The 23,552-nt window shown below is 63.7% G+C and carries 17 protein-coding genes; 7 read left to right on the top strand and 10 right to left on the bottom strand.

Annotated elements, in window-relative coordinates; translation table 11 throughout:
- Positions 1–2: 2 nt before the first annotated feature.
- The 8 genes from GXY33_22115 to GXY33_22080 all read right to left on the bottom strand — a co-directional run bounded on the left by GXY33_22115 (position 3) and on the right by GXY33_22080 (position 12,925).
- Entirely contained in the window at positions 3–1,193 is a 1,191-nt protein-coding gene (locus GXY33_22115) for a DUF935 family protein (GenBank protein ID NLX07845.1), read from the bottom strand.
- Positions 1,194–1,219: 26 nt separating this feature from the next.
- Entirely contained in the window at positions 1,220–2,086 is an 867-nt protein-coding gene (locus GXY33_22110; protein ID NLX07844.1) for a hypothetical protein, read from the bottom strand.
- Positions 2,087–2,147: 61 nt separating this feature from the next.
- Positions 2,148–2,879 (bottom strand): hypothetical protein, encoded by a 732-nt coding sequence (locus GXY33_22105; protein NLX07843.1) that lies wholly within the window; start codon positions 2,877–2,879, stop codon positions 2,148–2,150.
- Between the two features lie 929 nt (positions 2,880–3,808).
- Positions 3,809–7,906, bottom strand: coding sequence for an NACHT domain-containing protein (locus tag GXY33_22100; GenBank protein NLX07842.1), 4,098 nt, complete (start codon positions 7,904–7,906; stop codon positions 3,809–3,811).
- Between the two features lie 154 nt (positions 7,907–8,060).
- The gene (locus GXY33_22095) at positions 8,061–9,254 is read right to left on the bottom strand and encodes a DUF3592 domain-containing protein (GenBank protein ID NLX07841.1); all 1,194 of its coding nucleotides are present in this window, start codon (positions 9,252–9,254) and stop codon (positions 8,061–8,063) included.
- Positions 9,255–9,624: 370 nt separating this feature from the next.
- Entirely contained in the window at positions 9,625–10,524 is a 900-nt protein-coding gene (locus GXY33_22090; protein NLX07840.1) for a hypothetical protein, read from the bottom strand.
- Positions 10,525–10,553: 29 nt separating this feature from the next.
- On the bottom strand, positions 10,554–11,597 hold the full coding sequence (locus tag GXY33_22085; GenBank protein NLX07839.1) for a methylcobamide--CoM methyltransferase: 1,044 nt from the start codon (positions 11,595–11,597) through the stop codon (positions 10,554–10,556).
- Positions 11,598–11,752: 155 nt separating this feature from the next.
- Positions 11,753–12,925 carry an aminopeptidase P family protein gene (locus GXY33_22080; GenBank protein NLX07838.1) on the bottom strand — a complete coding sequence of 391 codons (1,173 nt, stop codon included), beginning with the start codon at positions 12,923–12,925 and terminating at the stop codon, positions 11,753–11,755.
- 258 nt (positions 12,926–13,183) lie between these two features.
- Between GXY33_22080 and GXY33_22075 the strand changes: the two genes are divergently transcribed.
- The gene (locus GXY33_22075) at positions 13,184–14,446 is read left to right on the top strand and encodes a hypothetical protein (GenBank protein ID NLX07837.1); all 1,263 of its coding nucleotides are present in this window, start codon (positions 13,184–13,186) and stop codon (positions 14,444–14,446) included.
- A gap of 224 nt (positions 14,447–14,670) precedes the next feature.
- A complete protein-coding gene (locus GXY33_22070) occupies positions 14,671–15,162 on the top strand; it encodes a YbhB/YbcL family Raf kinase inhibitor-like protein (protein NLX07836.1) in 492 nt (163 codons plus the stop codon).
- Here GXY33_22070 and GXY33_22065 read toward each other — a convergent pair.
- Positions 15,159–15,725 (bottom strand): DUF488 domain-containing protein, encoded by a 567-nt coding sequence (locus GXY33_22065; protein ID NLX07835.1) that lies wholly within the window; start codon positions 15,723–15,725, stop codon positions 15,159–15,161. The two genes, GXY33_22070 and GXY33_22065, sit on opposite strands and share 4 nt — an antisense overlap.
- Before the next feature lie 125 nt (positions 15,726–15,850).
- The gene (gene sixA, locus GXY33_22060; protein NLX07834.1) at positions 15,851–16,315 is read right to left on the bottom strand and encodes a phosphohistidine phosphatase SixA; all 465 of its coding nucleotides are present in this window, start codon (positions 16,313–16,315) and stop codon (positions 15,851–15,853) included.
- A gap of 164 nt (positions 16,316–16,479) precedes the next feature.
- Here sixA and GXY33_22055 point away from each other — a divergent pair, with 164 nt between their 5' ends.
- The 5 genes from GXY33_22055 to GXY33_22035 all read left to right on the top strand — a co-directional run.
- Positions 16,480–17,799, top strand: coding sequence for an FAD-dependent oxidoreductase (locus GXY33_22055; protein NLX07833.1), 1,320 nt, complete (start codon positions 16,480–16,482; stop codon positions 17,797–17,799).
- Entirely contained in the window at positions 17,796–19,964 is a 2,169-nt protein-coding gene (locus GXY33_22050; protein ID NLX07832.1) for a hypothetical protein, read from the top strand. Before GXY33_22055 ends, GXY33_22050 begins: the two co-directional genes overlap by 4 nt.
- A gap of 56 nt (positions 19,965–20,020) precedes the next feature.
- Positions 20,021–21,229, top strand: coding sequence for an anaerobic sulfatase maturase (locus GXY33_22045; protein ID NLX07831.1), 1,209 nt, complete (start codon positions 20,021–20,023; stop codon positions 21,227–21,229).
- A 176-nt stretch (positions 21,230–21,405) separates the two neighbouring features.
- Positions 21,406–22,509 carry a DUF1570 domain-containing protein gene (locus GXY33_22040; protein NLX07830.1) on the top strand — a complete coding sequence of 368 codons (1,104 nt, stop codon included), beginning with the start codon at positions 21,406–21,408 and terminating at the stop codon, positions 22,507–22,509.
- Between the two features lie 351 nt (positions 22,510–22,860).
- Positions 22,861–23,552, top strand: a 692-nt coding sequence (locus tag GXY33_22035) for a PRC-barrel domain containing protein (GenBank protein ID NLX07829.1), incomplete at its 3' end; no start/stop codon positions are given.

Genomic DNA, 23,552 nt, shown 5'->3' with positions numbered 1-23,552 from the left:
GCTTACTCCGCGATGCCGAAGACCTGGCGGATGAAGCGTTCGGGGATTCGCACGTGGCGGGCCAGGACGTCGTAGGTGCGGGCGAGTTTTTCCAGGTCGTACGGCGGATGGGTGGGGATCGAAAACACCGGCCGCGGCCCGGGGTCGGCGAAGTTGAGCTCGACGGCTGGGGCGATGAGCTGGCGGTTGATCGTCTCGGCCAGGGCGGTGGCGTCGGCGAGGGTGATGTCGTGGCGGACCTCGTTGTGCACCTGGGCCTGGGCCCGCGAGCCGCGGTCGGCGACCTCAGCCGTGAGGTTCTGGCCGAGGATGACCTGGAGTTTCTTGGTGTCGGCGTACTGGAGGAAGGGCAGGTAGTCGTCGCCGCTGGCGCGTTTGGCCTCGTGCAGCTCGACCAGGTATCCTTCGGGCACGACCGACCACGAATAGGCCTGGAGGCTGCGCACGAACTCCTCGAACCGGGAGCGGTCTTCGGGCGAGCCGGACTCGGGGCACGAGGCGGTGACGATGGGCATGCCGTACTTTTCGATGGCGGTGGCCCACCATTTCCAGCCGGCCCGCGAGAAGGTCACCGGCCAGTAGAGCGGCCGCAGGACGCTGCGGCCGTAGGGGTTGTCGGCGGTCGCGCGGTGGCGGTGGACGATGTACTTGAGCGGCGGGACCGGCTCGCCCTCGACCGGTTCGGATTCGGTGAGCAGGCGCAGGCGGCCGTCGACGTCGAAGACGTAGCGGGCCGGATCGCGGGCGACCAGTCGGCTGATGAACCAGCGGCCGCTGCGAACGGTCCAGAAGATCTCCAGCGGGACAAAGCCGGTGGTCAGCGCGCCGAGCGCCTCTTCGAGGGCCTCGCGGAAGTTCTCGATGGTCGCGATGAGTTCGCGGACGTACGCGGCCACGTCGCTGCGCGCCTCGCCGTCGGCGACGGCGTAGCCGCGATTGACGACGGCGGCGCGTCGCGTGGTCATGGCCGAGGAGATGGTCGGGTCGGAGGCCTCCATTTTGCGGTAGAGCTCGACGCCTTCGCCGGCGGCGTAGCGCGAGAGGATCTGGTCGGGGTTTTCGAGGACGTTGGCGATAATCGCCGAGAAGAAGCGGGCGCGGCGCTGCACGCTGTCGAACTCAGCCAGGAGTTGCCGCGACCGCGGCTGATCGGCCAAGCCCAGGAAGTTTCCGATGCGTCGCCAGAGGGCCATGTGGTTCTCCGTGGTAGAAAGAGGTCTTAGATTCGTTTCAGGGAGCGGCCGATCACGCCGCGTCGGACGGCGCGGTTTTTGAGCAGGGCGTAGCGAACGCAGTCGGGGCAGTGGTCGTCGCCGCGGATCCGTTCGCACAGGGCGCGGCCGTCGTCGTGGTCGGCGTCCTGGTCCCACGATAGTTGCTGGAGTTCGCGGATGGTGTTGGTCATCGAGGGGTGGAAGTAGACCGCGCGATCGTCGGCGAGCGTCTCGATCCGCGAAGCGTTTGTCAGCCGATCGGCGAACCAGCGGTGCGGCCGGTTGTGTTCGAGGGACCATCGGGCCAGACTCGCGGTCAGGGCCACGGTGACGGCTTCGATCCCGGCGGCGAGGTTGTTGTCGGCGGGGATGGTGCGGACGCCGTAGGCGGCGTACTGATCGGCGACGGTGGAGAGGCCGGCGTCGGTGCGGCGGTGGGTGGACGGGTCGATCAGGGTCATTCGCGTCTCAGCGGGGTGCTGGAGTCGGCGGATGGCGCGGCAGTGGTCGGCGATGGTGGCGTCGGCCTGGTAGTATTCGCGGTAGAAGTAGACGGTGTTGGTGCGTCGGTCCTCAGCCCACCAGAGGCAGACGGCTGGGTTGCGGCGGCCGTGGTCGATCACGCGGTAGCGGTGGCCGCTTTCGAGATCGAAGGGGCAGAGCCGCACGTGGACGGCGGGGTCGAAGTGGTCGAAGACCTTCTGGCCGCCGCGGGCGGTAAAGTCGATTTCGTATTCCTTTCGCCATCGCCAGCCGGGCAGGGCGGCGCGGATGGCTTCGATGCGGTCGGGCGTCCAGGTTTGCGGGTCGACGGAGTAGTGGACGCGGACGGCGAGGAAACCGGATCGGCATGTTCGGGTTTGGAGAAGCATGGGAGTAGGCTTTAGGCTCTAGGCTTTAGGCTTTAGGAGTCCGCCTTCGGCGGACGGTTTGTCAGGCGGAGCAGGCGAGGTCATCCGTGTAGAGTCGATGGAAGAAGCCGGGGTTGGCGGTGGAGATCGCGGTGAATCGGCCGCCGTTCTCGATCGTCGGGATGGCTGCGGTGTAGGTCTCCTCGGCTTGGATTTGGAAGGCCATCTCGTCGGAGAGGATCCCCGAGGCGGTGTGTTGCCGGATCACATCGGCGCCCTGTGGGATCGCCCAGATCGCGCTGTGTCGGGTCAGGAATTCGATCTTGTTGGCGGTCGCCTTGAAGGGCGGCCGCAGGCGCGGGGGCAGTCGTTCGAGGACGAATCGGGTCCGGCCCAGGAGGCCCGTGGCGGCGTGGTGGCTGCCGATCGCATCCTCCTCGCGTTTGGACTGGAGGAAGATCAGGCGGCCGTCGCGGGTGATCGCGTCCCAGAGGTAGAGGCAGACGAAGAGCCAGGTCGCCATCATCTGTCGGGACTTGGCCACGACCAGGAGGGGATGTCGCATCCACAGGACGGTCAGTTCGAAGAGGTATTCCCTGGGGGGGAAGCGTTTGATCGGGTTGATCGGGTCGTGGCTGTCGAGGGTCCGGCAGAAATGGGTCAGGAAGACCCACGGGTCGCGTCGGGCCAGGGCGATCAGGATATGGCGTCGGAGGGTCGCCCGGGCACGTACGCGGCGGACGAATGCCTTCGGCGCGGCAGTAGTCGAGAAGCTCGCGGGTGGACATTTCGTCGAGGAAGTCGAAGTTGTCATCGGTGTGTTGGTCCTGTGCGGGGGATTCGATTCCGAGGAGGGCCCGTTCGGCTTCGTGGAGTCGGCCGACGAGGGTGACGAGTTGGTTAAGTTCGGAGGGGGTCAGTTGGGCGAGCTTGAGTTGGCCGGAGTCGTCGCGTTGGGTGATGATGGCTCCGAAGGCGAGGCGCAGCATGGCCAGGTCGTTCCGCTGGTCTCGGCGCACCTGCCGGATGAGTTCCGGGTGCGTGACGGACGGTGCATCGGGGCGGTTGGCCCCGTTTTGAGGATCGACCTGGCCCGACGGTGGAGCCGGAGGCGGGGTCGGGCTGTTTGGGCCATGCTGCTGGGAAGGCGGGGTTTGATGGCGGGTGGGGTCGTCGGCTGGGGAAGGTTCCCGCGGCGTCTGGACCCCTGGGGTCGCCGGTGCGCGGCTCCGGTTCGCTTGGGAGGTTTTTGGTCTGGTATTGTTGTTGGTTGAGGTTTTTGTTTTGGCCATTGTTTTTTCTCCGCGGGCGGCGGCGATTGCCGGTCCGTCCGCGATAAAGATGTCCGACGTTTGTCGAAAAGCAAATCGGGGCGATTGGGCGGGAGCTTGCGATTGATGTAAGTGGCGGCTTGGCGGTCGGTTGCGGTGGAGAAAAAAATAATTTTATTTGGGGGCGGGTTTGGGCGGCTGGGAACGGGCGCAGAGAGATGGCGGATTGGTCTGGAGAAATGCAGGAGAGATTGTGGATGTGCGGGCGGCCGGGTGGGAAAGTCTGTGGGAATGTCTGGCAGGGGGTCGGGGCGTCAGGGGGTCAGGTGAATCAGGAGGAAAGGCGAAGGCGGACGGCGGAACCGATGCCAAGGTTCGCCGAGTCTGAAATGGGCTGTGTACCGTCGGCCCAATAGCGCCCAGGTGTACAGTGGTGCAGCCAGAGACACATGCGTACAACGGCTTGCGGAATCTAGGTGACGTTGCCTGTGCGAACGTAAGGGAGCAACCGCAACAGCGCGCTGCAGGCCACATTCGAGAGCGAACCCTCGATGTCATCCGATGCTTCTGAGGCCATGTGCGCGAGTGTCTCCAGAATCTGCCCATCAGGTGCGTGTACTGCTACCGCCACCAGCGCCTCGGCAAGACTCTCCCTTGAGGCGTATTGCGAAGCTTCCAGCGCCTTGGCAAGCGCCTCAATCACCTGTGGCTTAGCTACATGTTCACCCATCCGACCAAGAGCCAAGGCACTCGCAGTCTGTACACCGACCTCTGGATCGGTGAGTACATTGACCAGAGCCTCAACAGCGCGAGAAGTGGCCGCAGAAGTCCCCATCTGCCCCAAAGCAGAAACGGCTGAAACTCGCACAAACTCTTCCGGATCAGTCAGAGCTTCAAGCAGCGCGTCCAGGCCACCCAGCTTCACCGTATGCTCACCCATTTCGCCAAGGGCCTCGGCGGCAAACCCCCGGACAGCCCATTGTGGGTCCTTCAAGAGCTTGGCTAGAGCTTGCACAACTCGCGGCTCAGCCACATCAGAACTGAGCTGGCCAAGGGCGAGAGCAGCGGAGCCCCTTACTCCCAGTTCCGGATCGTCTAGTGCCCTGAATAGCCCCTCTACCACACATGGTCTGTTGGCTGCAGGCCCGATCTGGCCTAGAGCGGAAGCGGCCGAACTCCGCACATTCGCGTCCGGATCAGTCAACGCCGAAAGCAACTCTTCCACGACGTCTGGTTTGGCGTGCTTCTGCCCTATCTGTCCCAGAGCGATGGCGGCTGAATTCCGCACGTTCGCGTCCGGGTCTTTCAGCGCGTTGAGCACCCCGCTCACCACACGTGAATCACTGACCGGGGGCCTCAACTGTCCAAGAGCCAACGTAGCTGAAGTCCGCGTATTGGCGTTCGGGTCTCCCAGCCCCCTGAGCAGCCCTTCGAGCAACTGCAGCGTCGGTGAGTCCCCACCCATCTCTGCCAAAGCAGATGCCGAAGCAACTCGAGTATTCTCTGCTGGATCAGCCAGCGCGTTGAATAGCGCGGGCAGCACATAGACTTCACCTGGGCCGCGGCCAATCAGTGCTAGGGCGGACGCAGCACCCTTCCGCACTTGATCGTTCGCATCGCCCAATGCCTTAAGGAGAGCTGCCAGTATACTGGGCTCAAACCGACCTCCTCCTATTTGGCCTAAGACTTCAGCTGTTTGATGCCTCACAAGGAATGACTCGTCTTCTAACCCACCAATCACGGCACCCAACTGGTGCAGTTCAACCACGAGATCGCCTCTTCTTCCCAGGATCATAATGGCGAAGGTGCGAACAAGATCCTCCGTATCGTCAAGTGCCCTGAAAGCGGCTGCCATCGCAGTCTCCTTGGTCCAGGAAGCCGGCCGACTTAGAGCCAGGACACCAAAGCCACGAACAGCCCACTCAGGATCATCGAGCGCGCCTGTCAGGGCCTGCAATACCCTCGGATCGTCCGCGTGCGAGCATGTGCTTCCCAATCCTAGAAGGGCCGAGCTTCTCACATGTGACGCAGGATCACGCGACGCTTTCAGCAGTACCTCCAATATCCACGTGTCAGTCGCATGTACCGTGAGCAGAAGCAAGACTTCGATAGCAACACGACGGACATATGCGTCTTCACTATCATACTTCCGGAGAATCAGGTTCTTGGCGAGAACCGCTGACGTGCTCGCAGCAATGTCATGCAGGACTTCGCCAAAGGCTCTGTTGAGCGGCCACAGGCGCGAAGGGAATACTTCGTCAAGCTTCTGAAGTATCCTGTTCCGCAAGCCAGGAAGCACTCTAGCGTCGTCCCCAATACATCGAGCCGCCAACACCAAATCGCGATGGCATAGGTCTTCATACGGACTTGAAGCGGAGAATATCTCCTCAACAAAACGATTAGATGTGTCTTCGTCATCCTCATCGGAAAGGTGGGCACAGGCCAACAAGATTGGCTCCTGCCAGCGCGGAAGGTGCAAGTACTGGGGCAGGTCCAGTTGTTTCTGTCGCCACCGGCGAGCCAACTCCCTGCCTGTGAGATACTCCTCAAACGTCAAATGCAGAAAGCCGAAAACTTCACAACCATGGTCGTCATATCCTTTCGAATACAGCAGGCCCACGTGCTGAGGGACAATGCGAAGGAACTCCTCAATCTTGTTTCCAGCTTCCATTTCGGAGAGCCCGCTCCGCGCCGGATCAATCAGTTGGGCGGTGAGCAAACGCTCTAGCTCCGGCTTGGATATCAGCCCTGAGCTACTGGTGGAGTGAATGTGAAACGCAATCGCCATCAGAAGCGTCAGTGCCTCTCGTTCACTTATCACAACATCCGGCGTCCGAGTCTGGACCCATTTGCTCAGCAGCATCTGGCAAGCACTGCGGTACAACTCAATCCGGCGACGAGGCAGTCGCACCTCGCGCCAATAGATCAAGGCAATGAGCGTCATCAGCAAGGGATTGCTCGCCAGATACCGTACACTAGCAGTAGCAAGGATGCCACCTGCCAGCATTCCAGCATTCTGCCGAGTGGGGTCCACAATGGCACCACTCTGACCAATAGCTTCGTACCACCGCTTTGAGAAGGCCTTGATGGCCTCATCATCAAAAGGGCAGAGTGTGAATTGTTCAAAGTCATCAGGGCCCTGAAGAAGCTGCACCTCTCTATAGCCTACGATACGGGATGTCACGATCACGTGGCACTCTCCGCACGTGTCGCTCAAGTCCTGAATACGATCGCGGATCTGTCGACGGCGGCCGGGATCGACGATCTCATCAAGCCCGTCGAGCAGAAACAGGCAGTGCCCTGCCTTCAGGTGTGACTCGAGCAGCTCTCGCGACAAGGGGATTTCACGTACGTTGGCCCCGACCGGCACAAAATCCGCCAGCGGAACAGCAGCGTGCTTGGTGCAGTAGTCGTCGTACTCGGCAACGCGCACGTAGACCGGCAGCAATGGTCGCTCGAGACCTGCGATCTCACGGCCGAGAGCAACGCTGCGTGCAATGTGGCGCAGAAGAGTGGATTTGCCTGAGCCTGGATCACCAAGCACAACCACACGTCTGCCCTTGACGACATTGGTCGCCGGAATCGTCGTATGCGGCGAAGAGCTTTCGCCCGATGTGCGTGAAGAGCTTTGCAGCGAAACCATTTCCAGCTCCTGAAGGATATCCAACGGTGAAGCACCTCGCTCCACAAGTCTTCGCCGGATATCAAAGTCACTCCGGACAAAGCTCTCAAGTATCGGAACATCACATTGAACCTGGAGGTTCGTGTAGATGTCATCGAGTCGTACACGCAGCAGTTCAGGCCCTGCCTGCGGAGCCAAACCACCCATGTCCACCCATTCAAAGGCGTCGGCCAGCCGCTGAAGATACGCGGTCTTCTGCGCCTCCAGATCGATGGACGGCCCACAAGACAAAGGGGCAAGAGCCGCCAATCCAGGCAGATATTTGGCGAAGTCCCCGACAATATCAGCGTGCAGCCTATCCCCAGTCGCGTTGAGGAACGTGAAATGCGTCTCTTTGCCTTGATCCGCGAGGATCACCAGCCAAACCAGCCCGTGTTCTCCGTAGGCCAGTTCTGCCCTCGCAGTCTGGAGGTTCGGCACTTCCCGTTTCATCCTGTCGACCACTAGATCTTCTGAACAAATCAGCTTTCGGGTCTGGAGAAGACGGAGAATGTCCGTGCCGTCGGAGAGCTTGAATCTTTCTTTGACCTCTGGGGGCTTTTCTTCGTAGTAGGCTCTGGCCGGGCCGTTGAATCCCGACAGCGAGAAGATCATTCCTGAACAGGTTTTGTCTTTGTCGTAACGATCGGCGTACACGCCGTAGAACTTGCTGATGACCTCGCCCGAAACAGGTTGAGCGTGTGCTTTGCACTCGGCGTAGAGAGGCTGGTTTCCGAACTTTGCCTTTGCCTGAATATCTATTTCATAGCCAGTGCTGTGGACATTGCACCCTATGATTTGGTAGCCATGCTCATCGAGCACCTTTGTCATGAGCCGAGTGAACAGATCACCCCTTTCGTTGTTGCCATCAGCAAGAAGATGAATGACAGGTTGCTTCCGACCAGCCATGTGCCGCACCTCCGAAAAATACATGGGGCCACCAGTACTCTCTGCCAAGGACGTATTATACCCAGACATCCTACCGCTGAAAACAACAGGCTTTCTGACAAGACTTGGCTCGCCCTATCTCAGCCCGGAGGCGCGACGATGTTCCATCCTGCGGTTACGGTGCGACCTGGATGGTGAAGTCGTCATCGAAGAGTTTTTTGCCGTTGTGGTTTTCGGCTTTGATTTTGAGGGTCCATTTGACGTTGCCGCGGAAGGGTCCGGAGGTGGGCGGCAGGTCGGCTGGGAGGTCGATTTGATCGGCGCCGCGGAGGATACGGAGGGGGTCGTCGACGGCGAGGAGTTGGTGGCTGGCGAACTGGACCTGTCGGCCTTCGGTTTTGCCGCGGCGGGCGGCTGATTCGTAGCGTGTGCCGACGAGGTGGACGGCGAGTCGGGCGATTTGGCGGGTTTGGCCGGTGAGTTGCCAGCGGAGTTCGATGGTTTGACCGGCGGTCAGGCGGTCGTTGTCGAGGGTGAGGGTGAATTTGGGGTCTTTCAGGAGAGAGCGGGCGGTCGAGACGAGGAACAGCAGGAGGATGAGGCTGACGAATCCGAAGCCGCCGATGAAGATGATCGCGAAAATCGCGTCGAAGGAGACGCCTTCTTTGAGGTCGCCGCTCATTTCATAGACGATGAAGGCGAGCGCGCCGGCGAAGATGGCGGTGATGACGGCGAGGATGAGGAGTTTTTTGACGCGGGCGGCGGTGGAGGTGAGGGTGACGGGTCGGGGCCGGTCGGTTGATCGGCGGAGGCCGCGTTCGGCGGAGTCGCGTTTGGCGCGGAGGGATCTGACGGCGGGCACGGCGAGCATGAGGGATCCGGCGGCAAAGAGGATGAGCGGGATCGCGCCGAGGAGGAGGCCGGCGCTGTAGTCGCGGTTGAGGACGGCGCGGCTTGGATCGGCGGGATTGTAGAAGCAGGTTCGCTGAGAACCTTTGGGATGTTCGCGGACGGCGGCGGCGCGGCGGCTGCTGCTGGATGAGAAGTCGATGACCTGGTATCGGTCGGCGCGGTAGGATTGCTCGTCGACCTGGTAGGTGTATTCGATTTGGGCGGAGTAGGTGGCGCCGTTGGGATCGCTGTGGGTTTCGACGTGGCTGGCGAGGATGCGGCAGTCGGTTTGGGGCCAGGCCCGGCTGGCGTGGAATTCGCGATAGGCGGGGATCGACCAGAAGATCATGACCGCGCCGCCGCCGAGGGTCAGCGCGGTGGCGAGGACGGCGTAGATGAGATAGGGCAGGTAGGGGTGTTTGGCGCGGTCGGCGGTCGGCTGGGGGTTTGAGGGTGTTGGTGATGGTTTGTTGGCCATGGTTGTTTTCCTGATCCGCGATGGACTGGAGCGTCCGGAGGATGCACCTTACGGTTCTATCGACGGATCGGGCGGTGGAGGTTTTCAAAAACGGTTGGCGCGGGCCGTTGTTCTCGCTGTCGGCCGCGTGCGAAGGGCAACCACCAGGGTTGCCCGTAGGGGCTGACGCCGGGCGATGGGCTGCCTTTGACGGATTTCGGGGACGGCACGGAGCACGCGGACGACGCGGACGAGAGAAAAGAAGCCGGGAGCCGGAAGTCAGAATGAAGGAAGAGTCCGCCGAGGCGGCGGACCTGATAACATCTACATGAGAGTCCTGCTTTTCCGCGTGGTCCGTATTGTCTTGAAGGGGCGGCTGAGGGCGGCGGGGTTAGAGGGGTTTTCGGAGTTTGAGTTTGAGGATTCCGCCGGTGTCCTGGGCGATGTAGAGGTGGCTGCGGTCGTCGAGGGCGATTCCTTCCTGGTCGCGTCCGGGGAGGGTCCAGGCGGCGGCGACCTGGCCGTCGGGGGTCATCTTGAGGAGCAGGTCGTTTTCGTCGCTGACGATCAGGAGGCATCCGGAGGCTGGGTCGTAGGCGGCGTCGGCGAGGTCGGTGATGGGCATCTGGACGAACCGCAGGATGGGGACGATGCTGGAACCTTCGGTTTTTTGGCGCAGGGGCGCGGCGACCTGAACGACGGCTGAGAGGTCTTCGGGATCCTTGAGTTTGAACTGCTGGTTGACGACGAAGAAGGTTCCGCCGTCGGCGTGGTTGGGGTCGGGCACGTAGGCGACGCCTTCGATGCCCTGGTTGCCGTACTTGAGGATCAGTTGTTCGCCGAGGCGGCGTTGGATCTGGAAGCTGCGGAGGAAGGCGAAGGAGTTGGGATCGACTTCGTGGATGGTTTCGGCGCCTTCCTGGGCGACGTAGAGGAGGCCGGTGGCGGGATCGACGGCGACGCCTTCGTAGTCGCCGCGGCGGGGATTTTCGGCCCGGTTGACCGTCGTGCCGTCGGTGGCGATTTCGGCGAGGTCTCCTTCGTCGCCGACGACGAAGAGGGTCTGGCGGGCGGGATGGAAGACGAGGCCGGAGGGTTCGGGGAAATCGCGGAGGTCGAATTCGTCGACGAGGTCGGCGGGCAGCGGCTGGGCGGGCGGGATGGCCGGCATGCTCGCCGGCTGGGTTTGGGCGTGTCGGGATTTGCGGCTGTGTTTGCCGGGTTTGTCGGGCCGTCCGCATCCGGCGATCAGCAGGAGGCAGATCAGCGAGGCTATGCCGATGCGGGTCACGGCGGTCTCCTTTCGGTCGGCGTCGCGGGTCATGGGTTGAATTGGCGGCGGTGTTGGGCGCCGTAGCGGACGGCTTCGTCGAGGAAGGCCTCGATGTTTTCGAAGGGGGTTCCGGCGACGATGCCGTTTCCAGCGGCGAGGGCCATGCCGCCGTCGGGCCGGTCGAACGTGTCGATGAGGAATCGGACCTCGGCGCGGACGTCGTCTGGCGTGCCTTCCTGGAGGATGTGCTGGACGTCGAAGCCGGCGAGGAAGGCGAGTCGTCCGCCGAAGCGTTTGGCGGTCTGGCGTTCGTCCATGGTGTGTTTCTGGACGGGGTGGAAGACGTCGAGTCCGGCGTCGATCAGGTCGTCGAGGGCGGTGCTGTTGTCGCCGCAGCTATGGAGCCAGAAGTGGAGGCCGGTTTCGCGGCAGGCGTCGCCGACGCGGCAGTAGTAGGGTTTGAGGAATTCGCGGAAGTGGTCGGGCTTCATCATCAGTTGCCGCTGATTGCCGAGGTCGTCGCTGGTCCAGAAGCCGTCGGGTTGGAGTTCTCGTTTGGCGCGTCGGATGAGTCCGACGTAGTTTCGGCAGAGGGCGTCGTGGAGGCGGTGGACCTCTTCGGGATGCTCGTAGTAGTCGAGCATGAGGTTTTCCATGCCGCGGATGACCCACGGTTTTTCGAAGAAGAGGTTCCATAGGGTGAAGAGGACGTAGCGGTCGGTTTTACGGTGCTGGTCGGCTTGGCGCTTGAGGTCGTCGAAGAGTCCCGGGCGGTCCGGGTCAGGCATTTTGTCGATGAATTCGTCGAGGTGTTTCCAGTCGGGCAGGACGGCGCGGGCGTCGAGGGCTTTGGCGGCTTGTTGCGGGTCGTACCAGGAGAGGCCCATCTGGCCGAAGGGCACGGAGTCGGCGGTGACCATGACGGCGTCTTCGGGATAGCGGTCGAGCTGGCGGAGGCGGTCGCCGTACTGTTCGGTGAGTCCTTCGCCCCACCAGCGGGCCATGACCAGCGGGATTCGAGTCGGGTTTCTTCGCTCGACCGCCTTGATGACTTCGGTTTTGGGCAACGGTTCGAAGATCTGCTCGGCCATCGGTTGACCTTTCGTTGAACGCCTGGAATCTGGATTACGGCCATTCGCGGACGAGGCGCATTTTATGGGGCGGGCACGGGCATTGCAATGGTCGGCGGGCAAGAAGCGGCAAGACGGCCGCGACCCGCCCGGCTGGATCGCCGCGGGCGGGCATGTCAGCGGACGAAGAGTTGGCGGGGGACTTGGGTGAGGCGCTGGGAGCCGGTTTCGGTGACCAGGACGGTATCGCCGAGGGTGACGCCGAATTGGCCGACCTGGCGGAGGGAGATGCTGGCGTGGAAGACCATGCCGGCGGCGAGGGTCAGGTCGTTTTTTTCGGTGATTTCGCAGGGGCTGACGCAGTCGGAGCAGGCGGGCGGGAAGGTGAGGCCGACGGAATAGGCGTAGTAACCGTGCCAGAGCAGGTCGGGTTCGACGGCGCGAAGGGCGGCTGCGGCGCGTCGCGCGACCTGGCGGCCGGAGGCGCCGGGTCGGATGTTCTCGATGAGCGAGTCGGTGCCGGCGAGGCAGCCGTCGAAGGCGCGTTTGACCGCGTCGGACGGCTGGCCGAGGCAGACGGTCCGCAGGCAAGGCGCGCTGTAGCGTTCGACGGCGGCTGAGAGTTCAAGGAAGCCGTTGTCGCCGGAAGCGAGGGTCTGGCGGCGAAAGGTGGAATGGGGAATGCCGGATCGGCGGCCGGTGGTGACGATGGGCTGGAGGCTGAAGTACTCGCCGCCGTCGCGGATGACGCGGGCGTACATGGCGGCGGCGACGGCGTTGTCGGTTGCGCCGGGTCGTGCGGCGTCGATGCCGTCGAGCATTCCGGCGGTGGTCAGGGCCGCGGCGCGTTTGAGCACGTCGATTTCGGCGGAGGATTTGACGATCTTGACGGTGTCGACGAGGTCGGTGGCGTCGACGAGGTCGGCTTTGGAAAGTCTCGCGGTCAACTGCCTATACTGGCCGACGGTCATGGCGTAGTGGCCGGTCTCGACGCCGATCCTGGCCTCGGCCCATCCGCGGTCGGTCAGCAGGTTGGCCAGGACGGCGACCGGTCCGCGATCGGCGTCGGGCGGGACGTCGTAGGTCACGACGTCGGCGAGCCAGGAGAAGATTCGGGCGTTGTGGCTTTCGAAGTCGGAGGCGAAGAGGGTCGGCTGGCCGTCGGCGGGGACAATCAGCTCGTAGAAGCCGTAGCCGTAGGAGCCGAGGGTCTGGAAGCCGCAGAGGTAGCAGATATTGGCCAGGTTGTGGCAGACGAGCAGGCCGAGGCCGCGATCGGCCATGGCGCGCTGGACGCGGGCGAGGCGGTCCTGGTATTCCTGTTGGGTGAACGACGGTTGTTTGAGCATGCGATCTCCTCGATCCGGATATTCCGACCGGCGTGCCACCATCGTATCGAGAGGCATGGATTTGGCAAGAGGCAACTGCCGGCGATGGGGGGCTTGGCGGGGCGGTTTTGGACATTTTGCTTGATCTTTGCGCGGCGTATCGTTAACGCGTTGACGATAGGGGCCGGTTGCGTCGGAGTTCACAAGGTTGCGGCCGTTGGGTGGCGGTCGCGACGGTGGACTGGTATTGGATGGAGGCGGCGCCGAAGGGAGGCAACCATGAAGCTGGTGATTTTCGAGGATTCGCGGTTCGAGGACTTCTATCCGTTGGCGTTGAGTCGGGCGGTGTTCGAGCTCAAGTGCGGGTGGCACAGCCTGGCGGAGAAGATCGAGCGGCAGTACGCGACGTCGGCGATCGGCTATTTTTGTCGCGAGTGGCTGGCTGAGGTGGTCAAGCGGCGGCTGGAGCGGCCGGTCAACGACGTGAGTTTTCTGGCGGGCGATGATCTGCTGATCGTCAACGGGCGGGTGCTGTGCAACGATTACGCGCTGCCGCGGGCGGGGCCCAGCGAGCGCGGCGTGACGGCTAAGGGCGATCTGGTCTATCTTCGGTTGGAGAAGAAGGACGTTCCCGAGAATGTCGCGTCGCTGGACGACTTGATCGGAAAAGCCAACGCAAAGCAGGTCACGGTGCAAGCCCCGATGGCGAAGCACGCGTGGGATTTGATGCTGGCCAACGGGGCGGGTCTGGCGGCGGACTTCCAAGCCGCCGGTCGGTATGGCGTGAACGGCACGATCGAGGAGCCGCACGCGGTGCGCGGGCCGAAGGACCGGCTGTACGTGGGCAAGGACGTGACGATCCATCCGTTCGTGTGCATCGACGTGACGGGGGGGCCGGTGTACATCGAGGAAGGGGCGGAGGTGCATCCGTACACGCGGATCGAAGGGCCGGCGTACATTGGGCCCAAGTCGCTGCTGCTGGGCGCCAAGCTGCGCGAGGGCTGCACGATCGGGCCGGAGTGCCGGGTGGGCGGCGAGGTCGAGGAGTCGATCATCCACGGCTATTCGAACAAGTACCACGACGGGTTCCTCGGGCACGCGTATGTGGGCGAGTGGGTGAACCTCGGGGCGTTGACGACGAACTCGGACCTCAAGAACGACTACACGAGCGTCGAGGTGATGCTCAACGGGCGCACGATCGACACCGGCTCGACGAAGGTCGGGGCGATGATCGGCGACCATACCAAGACGAGCATCGGCACGCTGTTTAACACCGGGGCGGTGGTCGGCTCGATGTGCCTGCTGATGGCCACCGGCCAGCCGCTGCCCAAGTCGATCCCGTCGTTCGCGTGGCTGGTCAACGGCGTGATCACCAAGGGCTTCGGCAAGCGGGCCCTGTACGCCACGGCCAAAACGGCGATGAGCCGCCGCAAGGTGACCTGGACCGAAGTCGACGAAGCGTTGTGGGACAAGGTGTTCGAGCTCACCGCCGAGGAGCGCGGCGCGGCGATCAAACGCAGGCGCAAACCGGTGGCCCGATAGCGGTTGGCTGCCGGCGGCAAAGCGTTTGATCTTCGGACGCCGGTGCGGTAAGATGGGCATATTCGGGGAGCTTCTTGAAGTTGACTTTGTTTGGGGGTTTCGGCATGAGATGCGCAGCCCGTGGTGTTTCGGCGTTGCTGATCGTGGCGTGTTTGTTTGCGCCGATCGGCTGTGATAGGTCCGGGGCGCGTTCGGGCGAGGCGAAACGGAAAGGGGGCCAAGTGATGGACAAGCGAACGGTGGAGAAGATCGCGCTGCGCAGTTCGGCGTTCGAGGAGGGTCAGGCGATCCCGATGCGGTACACCGGCGACGGGCAGGACGTCAGCCCGCCGCTGAGTTGGGGTGAGTTGCCGGAAGGGACGGCGGCCGTGGCGCTGATCGTGGACGACCCGGACGCGCCGACGCCTAAGCCGTGGGTGCACTGGGTGATCTACAACATTCCAGCCGGCGCGACGGGATTGCCGGAGGCGTCGCCGGCGACGCCGGAGCTGGCTGAGCCGCAAGGGGCGGTTCAGGGCAGGAATACCTGGGACACGATCGGCTACAAGGGCCCGGCCCCGCCGAAGGGGCATGGCGTGCATCACTATCACTTCAAGATTTACGCGCTGGATCAGCCGGTGATGACCGAACCGGGGGCGACGAAGGATGAGCTGCTGGACAGGATGTCCGGGAACATCATCGGGCAGGGCGAGTTGACCGGGACGTACCAGCGTTAGTCGGCTTTTCGATCATGCGAATGGTCGAAAAGCGTTGGCTGAGGGTAACTTAGGCGCTGATTCTCGACGGCTGCGCCTTCGGTCAGGACGTGGGGCAGCGTGCGGCCGGGGTCGAGGATGTGCTGGACGCTGACGCTGCGCACCGCGGTCAGGTAGTCGGCGATCAACCGGCGATGACACCGCCAGTGGAGTTTTTCCGCGCACATCACAGCGGCGGCGGCGTTTTTGGCCAGGTCGATCAGGTGGTCGATGGCTTGTGTGAAGGGTTGGGTCATCATGTAATCGGCGTAGTGGCGAAAGCCCGGGTCGCGGAGGGCGGAGTTGGGGGAGTCGGCGGAGGCCTCGGATTGGCGTCGGCCGCCGAGGGCTTCGCACCAGAGGTACTCTATCTTGTGGTCGGATAGGGACTCGGCGAGGTTTTCGCGGTTGAAATGGGGGTAACGGCGGGAGCTGGGGAATCGTCGGACGTCGACCAGCCGGCGGATCTGGAAGGCGTGCAGCAGGGTTAGGAACTGGTCGAGGGTCTGGTTGGAGTGGCCGACGGTGTAGAGAGTGACGGTCATGGGCGTGCCTCCTGTGTGCAGCCGGCGGCAGCGATATCACATGATATCGAGATTGTGGGCACAGGGCCACCGTTGCCGGTTGGTGCGTCGATAATGACAGCAGCTTATCCTGTTTGTACCGACGGTCACGGGAGCAGTTCGGGTGTGACGATCCATCGGAGTCGCCACATGTTGCAGGCGTCGCGTTCGAGGCAGACGATGCCGGCGTTTCGGAAGTCTACCGGATCGGCGTCCTTCTGGCCCAGGAGCAGGACGGAGCAGAGTTTGCTGAGGAACGGCAGGTGGGCGACGATCATCAGGTCGCCCTGGAGTGTGGCGATGGTTTCGCGGATGGGTTCGGCGGGGCTGTCGGGCGAAAGGCCTTCGCGTTCGATGAGTCCGTCGTCGGCGGGGACGGCGCGGTTGAGGATTTCGGCGGTTTCGCGGGCCCGCGATTTTCCGCTGTGCCAGATTTGGGCGACGCCGAGTTGGACGGGTTTGAGGAATCCGGCGATTTTGTCGGTTTCGGCGCGGCCGTCGGCGGTGAGGCGGCGTTGCGGGTCGTTTTGTTTGGTTTCGGCCTTTCCGTGTTGGACGAGATAAAGGCGCATCGGTTGGTCCTCCCGATCGAGATTTCGTGAACCCCACAGCGGAAGTTTAGCGGGCGTCGGGATGGAATGCACGGGTGGATTCGGAGCCGGGTGCGGGTCGGGAAAAGTTGGTCGGCGGTGGTTGTGGTTTATAGAATAAACCGACGAAGCGAGAAAGGACCGCGGTGGCTGAGACGAGACGGATAGCGGTGATCGGAGCGGGACCGGCCGGGCTGGCGGCGGCGTACGAGCTGGTCCGGTGCGGGGCTGCGCCGGTTGTGTTTGAGGTCGAGGAGAATTACGGCGGGCTGTTGGGCACAGCGGCGGTGGGAGCGGGGCGGGTGGAGAAGTTTTACCATCATCTTTTTACCGGCGACGCGGAGGCGATCGGTCTGATTGATGAGTTGGGTCTGTCGTCGAAGCTGCGGTGGAGTTCGCCGCGGAACGCGATTTTTGTGGGCGGCCGGCTGCAGCGGCTTAGTTCGCCGATCGATCTGCTGGGATTGGAAGGGTTGAGGCTGGGCGAGCGGATGGCGCTGGCGGCATTTTTGTTTCGCGTGCGGCTGGTCGGCGATTGGCGGCGGCTCGATGCGGTGACGGCGCGGGGGTGGGTGGAGCGGTCGGCGGGATCGGCGGTGTATGAGCGGATCTGGTCGCCGCTGTTGCGGGCGAAGTTCGGCGACGACGCGGACGGGATCAGCGCGGCGTGGCTGTGGAGTCGGATCCGTCAGCGATCGTCGAGCCGGAGTTGGCATCTGGGCGCGGAGCGGTTGGGTTATATGGAAGGGAGTTTCGCGACGCTGTACGACGCGCTGGCGGACCGGATCGTTGCGGGCGGCGGCGAGATCCGCTGCGGGCACCGGGTGGATCGGATCGCGGCGGCGGTCGGCGGCGTTGAGGTGGAAACCCGCAGCGGCGTGGAGACGTTTGACGGCGCGGTGGCGACGGTGGCGCCGCCGGTGCTGGCCCAGATGGTCGGCGCGTCGGCGCCGGCGTACGCGGAGGCGCTGCGGGGTGTTCGGTACAAGGCGAACGTGTGTCTGATGCTGGTGCTGGATCGGCCGCTTTCGCCGTACTACTGGACGTCGATCGCGGAGCGGGATTTTCCGTTCGTCGCGGTGATCGAGCAGACCAAGCTGGTTTCGGCGGAGCGGTACGACGGGCACGTGGTGTACGTTTCGGCGTACGTGGATCGGCAGGATGCGACGTGGCGGATGGAGGACGGGCAGGTGGCGGAGCTTTTCCTCGGGCGTCTCGGCGGCGTGTTTGAGGGTTTTCGGCGGGAGAGCGTCAGGGAGTTTCGGGTGTATCGCGCGGCGTACGCCCAGCCGGTGGCGCTGGCGGGATACGCGAAGGCGGTTCCGTCGATGCGGACGGCCCTTCCGAACGTGGTGGCGGCGAGCATGGCGCAGGTGTATCCGGAGGATCGGGGGCAGAATCACGCGGTGCGGTTGGGCCGTGAGGCGGCGCGGATGCTTGCGTCATTTGGTGAGGCGGCGGGATGACGGGATTGTCGGAGTTGGTCAGGCCGTTTGCGGCGCAGCACGCTGGTCATCTGGCGGCGTGGTGGGCGGTGCTGATGGTGATGGGGTTGGTGCTGCTGCCGGTGGGGAATCGGCTGTTCGGAGTGTTTTTCGATCGCGGGTACGTTTTTTCGAAGGTGCTCGGATTGGCGGCGGTGGGATATCTGGTGTGGCTTGGTTCGTCGCTGCGGGTTTTGGCGTTCGGCGGGACGGCGGGCGTGATCGTGACCGCGGCGATGGCGTTGGCGGTGGGAGTGTTTTTGACCGACTATGGCGAGCTGCGGCGGGCGGTCGGGGAATGCTGGCGGCTGTGGATGGGCGAGGAGTTGCTGTTCCTCGCCGTGTTGGTCGGCTGGTCGTTTGTGCGGAGTCTGCAGCCGGATATTCATGGGCTGGAGAAGTTCATGGATTTTGGGTTCGTCAATTCGGCGCTGCGGGCCGAGTGGATGCCGCCGGCGGACATGTGGTTTGCGGGCAAGGCGATCAACTATTACTACTTCGGGCATTTTCTGACTGCGCTGCTGATCCGGCTTTCGGGGGTGCCGGCGGCGGTGGGGTATAACCTGATGATCGCGACGCTGGCGGCGCTGAGCGCGGTTGGCGCGTTCTCGCTCGGCTCAACGCTGCTGCACCTGTCGCGGTCGCGGCGGAGTGCGGCGGTGGCGGGCGGATTGCTGGCGGCGGCGCTGCTGACGTTCGGCGGCAATCTGCACGCGTTCGTGTTCGCGTACGCGCTGCCGTTCGCCCAGCGGCACGGGATTCATGAGGGGTCCGTGACGCCCTACTGGTATCCGAACGCGACGCGATACATCGGCCACTTCGAGGGGAGCGAGGATCGGACGATCCACGAGTTTCCGTCGTATTCGTTTGTGGTCTCGGACCTGCACGGGCACGTGCTGGACATTCCGTTTGTATTGGCGCTGCTGGCGTGTCTGCTGGCGTACCTGGGCCACAAGCGGGAGGAGCGGGACGCGCCGGACATGGCGAGTCCGCGGCCGACGGCGGCGCCGCTGATCGCGGCGATCGGGTTTCTGTCGGCGGTCATGTACATGACGAACCTGTGGGACGTGGCGGTGTACCTGACGGTGACGGCGGCGGTGTTCGCGGCTGGGGCGATGCTGACCGCGCGGACGGTGCACGGCTGGCTGACGGAGACGATCGTGCACACGCTGGGCGTGGTGGCGATCTGCCTGGCGGCGGCTTCGCCGTTCATTCTGAATTTCGAGAGTTTCGCGCATGGCGTGGATTGGGTGATGTCGCGGAGCCCGGTGCGGCAACTGCTGGTGCTGTGGGGCCAGCCGGTGTTGTTCGCTGGGGTGTTTCTGGTTTTTCTGGCGGCGCGGCGGGCGCTTCGGCCGAGGCGGATGGCGGCGGCTGACCTGTACGTGGCGGTGCTGGCGGTTTGCGCGATCGGTCTGGTGATCGTTCCCGAGGTGGTGTTCGTTCGGGACATCTACTTTAAGACGCACCATCGGGCCAACACGATGTTCAAGCTGACGTATCAGGCGTTCATCATGTTCTCGCTGTGCATGGCGTATATCGCGGTGCGGGTGGCGGCTGCGCCGCGGTCGCGGATCCTGCGTGGGGCGTTGGCGGTTGTGATGGTCGGGGCGCTGTCGCCGGCGATGCTGTACGTGGGCCGCGCGGTGGATGGGTATTACTCGGTTCCTTCGGTGGAGGAGTACAAGGGGCTTGACGGGTTGCGGTTCATGCGGAAGGCGCATCCGAGCGACGCGATCGCGATCCGCTGGCTCAATGAGTCGATGGAAGGCCGGCCGGTGGTGTTGGAGTCGGACGGGGAGAGCTACACCGATCACGGGCGGATTTCGATGGCGACGGGTCTGCCGACGGTGCTGGGTTGGCAGGTGCACGAGTGGCTGTGGCGCGACGACTATGGCGTGGTTCGGCAGCGGTCGGCGGACGTGGCGGAGATTTATCAATCCGATGACGCGGTTCGGACGGCGGAATTGCTGGATCAATACGACGTTCAGTACATCGTCATCGGCGAGCTGGAGCGCACGCGGTTTGAGAAGCTCGACGAGGCGAAGCTGCTGTCGTTGGGCCGGGTGATTCTGGCGGCGCCGGAGACGAAGATCGTCCAGGTGGAGCGGCCGACGACGGGGCCGGCGTCGCGGGCGGCGGAGTGACGGTCGTTGGCTCTCCTGGCGACGTTGCGGATGGAATGGGGGTTAAGGAGTCGCGGATGATTTCGCCGAATTTTTCGCTGCTGATCAAACCCGCTGGGCCGGACTGCAACGCCCGGTGTGCGTATTGTTTCTATGCGGTGGCGGCGGAGCAGTTCGCGGGCGGGCCGCACCGGATGACGGTGGACGTGTTGCGGACGGTGACGCGGAAGATGCTGCGGCTTGGATTGCCGGTCTCGCAGTTTTGCTGGCAGGGCGGCGAGCCGACGCTGATGGGGTTGGAGTGGTTTCAGCAGGCGGTGAACTTTCAGATGCAGTTCGGGCGGTCGGGCCAGTCGGTGGCCAACGCGCTGCAGACCAACGGGCTGTTGATCGACGAGGCGTGGGCGGCCTTCCTGGTCCGGTACAAGTTCCTGGTGGGCGTTTCGCTGGATGGTCCGGCGGCGCTGCACGATGTGTACCGCGGCGGCGGGACGCACGCGCGGGTGATGCGGGCGGTCGGCGCGCTTCGGACGGCGGGGGTGGAGTTCAACATTCTGTCGGTGGTCAACCGGGCCAACGAAGGCCGCGGCCGCGAGGTGTACCGCTGGCTTCGCGATCAGGGATTCGATTTTCTCCAGTTCATCCCCGCGGTGGAGACGGACGAGCACGGTCGACCGCGGGATTTTGCTCCGACGCCGGAGGGCTACGGGCGGTTCATGTGCGAGGTGTTCGACGCGTGGGTTGAGGAGGGCGGGCCGGGCAAGGTGTACGTGCGGCTCTTTGAGTCGGTGCTGAGCCGGCTGGCGGGGGCGCCGGCGGGTAACTGCATCATGGACAAACGGTGCGACCACTATCTGGTGGTCGAGCATAACGGCGACGTATTTCCGTGCGATTTTTTTGTCCGGCCTGACATGCGGATCGGCAACATCGGGGAGTCGGACCTGCCGGAGCTGGCGGCGGCGGCCGGGGCAACGGCGTTCGCGGCGGCCAAAGGCGTCTGGCCCCGGGAGTGCGATGCGTGCCGGTTTCTGAGCCTCTGCCACGGCGGGTGCCTGAAGGACCGCGAGCGGGCCGGCGGCACGTTCAGCAGCAAGGCTTACCTTTGTCCATCCTATCAGATATTCTATAACCATACCTACGAATGGTTCGCGCGGACGGTGGAGCGGGTGGCGGCGCGGATTGCGCGTCCCTCGCCGCCCCAGCCGGCCGCTCCCGGCGGCCGCAACGCCGCCTGCCCATGCGGGAGCGGTAAAAAGCTCAAGGAGTGCCGCGGGAAGGTCCGATAACATCTAGTCGTGAGCTGGCGTCGGCTGTGGGCTGCGTCAGAACCACGGTGTCGGCTTAGTGTAACTGCTTAAGAATAACTGATTTAAGTGGTTGACAGTATAAGCCGATTGTATGTACAATGGACTTTTGCGGCAGAAGAAGCGTTCGGTTTCCCGACAGGACGACAGCAGCGCAGATGGATGGTTCAGGACGATTGACCGGCCTCGCCCTTGGCCTATGGCTGTTCGGCCAGCTTTTCCTTGGCGTTCCGCTGTGGACGGGCATTGCGCAGGCGGGTTCGCGGATGGTTCCGGTGACCGAGGCGGCGGAGTGCCGGGACCTGGTGGAGCAGTTCGGGCCGCGGTTCTTCATGCATCCGACGAGGCACTTCGCGTTGATCTACGCGACGGACCACGCGTGGGCGTTGGCGATGGGTCGGGTGCTGGAGGAGACTCACGAGGAGTTCTACCGGACGTTTCGGGAGGCGGGGTTCGACCCCAAGCCGATTGAGGGGCGGCTGACGTGGGTGTGCTTTGTCAGCTACGGGGACTTCGACGACTACGCCCGTCGGGCGGACCGGATGGACATGTCGTGGTCGGACGGCTACTACTCAGCGAGGACGAACCGTGTGGCCCTGGTGCGACCGGGCAAGGGCAGTACTCTTCGCGAGGGCGGCGTGGAGGCGTCTTTGGCCCTCAAGGCGTCGCGGGGCAACAGCGACCTGTATCCGGTCACGGAGAGCGAGGGGGGCGAGCAGGTCGCGGCGGAGGATTCGATCGCGGTGGACGAGAGCCGGGCGACGCACGAGTTGTCGCACCAGTTGGCGTTCAACAGCGGGATACAGAAACGGGGCGTGATGTACCCGATGTGGGTATCGGAGGGGCTGGCCACGAGCTTCGAGCGGGAGGCGACGGGCGGAACGGGACTTCGGGAGGACAATCCGGTGCGCCGCCGCTGTCTGATCGAGGCGTATCGGGGCGGCCGGCTGATGCCGCTGGAGGATTTCCTGACCCTCACGCGGTTGCCGGCGTCGGATCCGTCGGCGACGCGGGAGATTTACGCCCAGGCGTGGTCGGTGTTCCGGTTTTTGTTTTCGGATCGGCGCGAGGAGTTGCGGCGTTATCTAGCGGCGCTTTCGAAGCTGGAGCCGGGGCGGAGGGACCGGGCGGCGATCCGCCGGGAGATCGTGGCGGCGTTCGGGCCGATCGACCGCCTCGATGTCTCGTGGAAGGCCCACCTGGAGAAGCTCTCCGACCAGACGGCGAGTGAGGAGTTTTCCGCCGGCGTCGACCGCCGCTAGGACCACGTCCGGTCGTTTTTCTGATTATTTGTGCTTTCACGTGGTCTTGCCCGCTTCTGTCGGACATGCCATCCATTCCATTTCCTTTCCTCCTCATCCCCGTCGCGGCCATTCGGCTGTGAATGCCTTGCGGGATGAGGTTGCGGTGTTGTGTTTGGGAGCTTCTGAGGCGTAAGGGAAGGGCCTGATACGGGAATCATCCTGTGCCCCGATTGTGAACGGTTTAGGGGCCCTCTATATTGAGTGGATAAACGCAAGGGGGTAACGAAGGCGTCTCCAGTGCTTGCATATGGCGGTCGCGTGACCGTCGGCTGAGGCGCCACCTACCTTCCACTTGAAAGGAGACAAGGGATGAGTCTTTCTAAGTGGTGTCAGGTGTGTGCATGTGCGGCGCTGGCGGCGCTTCTTGTGGTGATGATCGGCACGCCGGTCGGCGCGCAGGAGCAGCAAGGCCAGCAGGGTCAGCAAGGAATGCAGCAACAGGGCCAGCCGGGCCAACAAGGCCAGGAGGGCGCGCAGCAGCGCGGCCAGCAGCAACAGGGCCAGCAGGGGCCGACCTCGCTGGCGGTTCAGGGGTCCAATGAGCTGATCGGCATGACGGTCAAGAACGACCAGGGCGAGGAACTGGGATCGGTGGAGGATCTGGTGCTGACGCCGGACCGCAACCAGGTTTCGTACCTGGTGCTCTCGCGCGGGGGATTGCTTGGGATGGGCGAGAAGCTGTTTGCGGTTCCGTTCTCGGCGGTGCAGATTCAGAAGGGCGCGGATCACGTGACTCTGTCGATCTCCAAGGAGCAGTTGGAGCAGGCGCCCGGCTTCAACGAGGACAACTGGCCGGACATGGGCAACCCGCGTTGGCGCAGCGAGGTGGGGCAGTTCTACTCGTCGCAGACCCGCCAGGGCCAGCAGCGTTCGGGTCAGCGTGGCATGGAGCAGCGCGGCCGGACGGACCAGGGCGCGATCGAGCGTGGGGCTGAAGACGTTGGCCGGGCGGCGGAGCGCGGGGCCGAGGACATCGGCCGCGGGGCTCAGGACGTCGGCCG

The organism is Phycisphaerae bacterium, from assembly GCA_012729815.1.
Classification (GTDB): domain Bacteria; phylum Planctomycetota; class Phycisphaerae; order JAAYCJ01; family JAAYCJ01; genus JAAYCJ01.
Note: the sequence above shows the minus strand (reverse complement) of the source record. Positions and strands in the feature narration are given on the sequence as shown.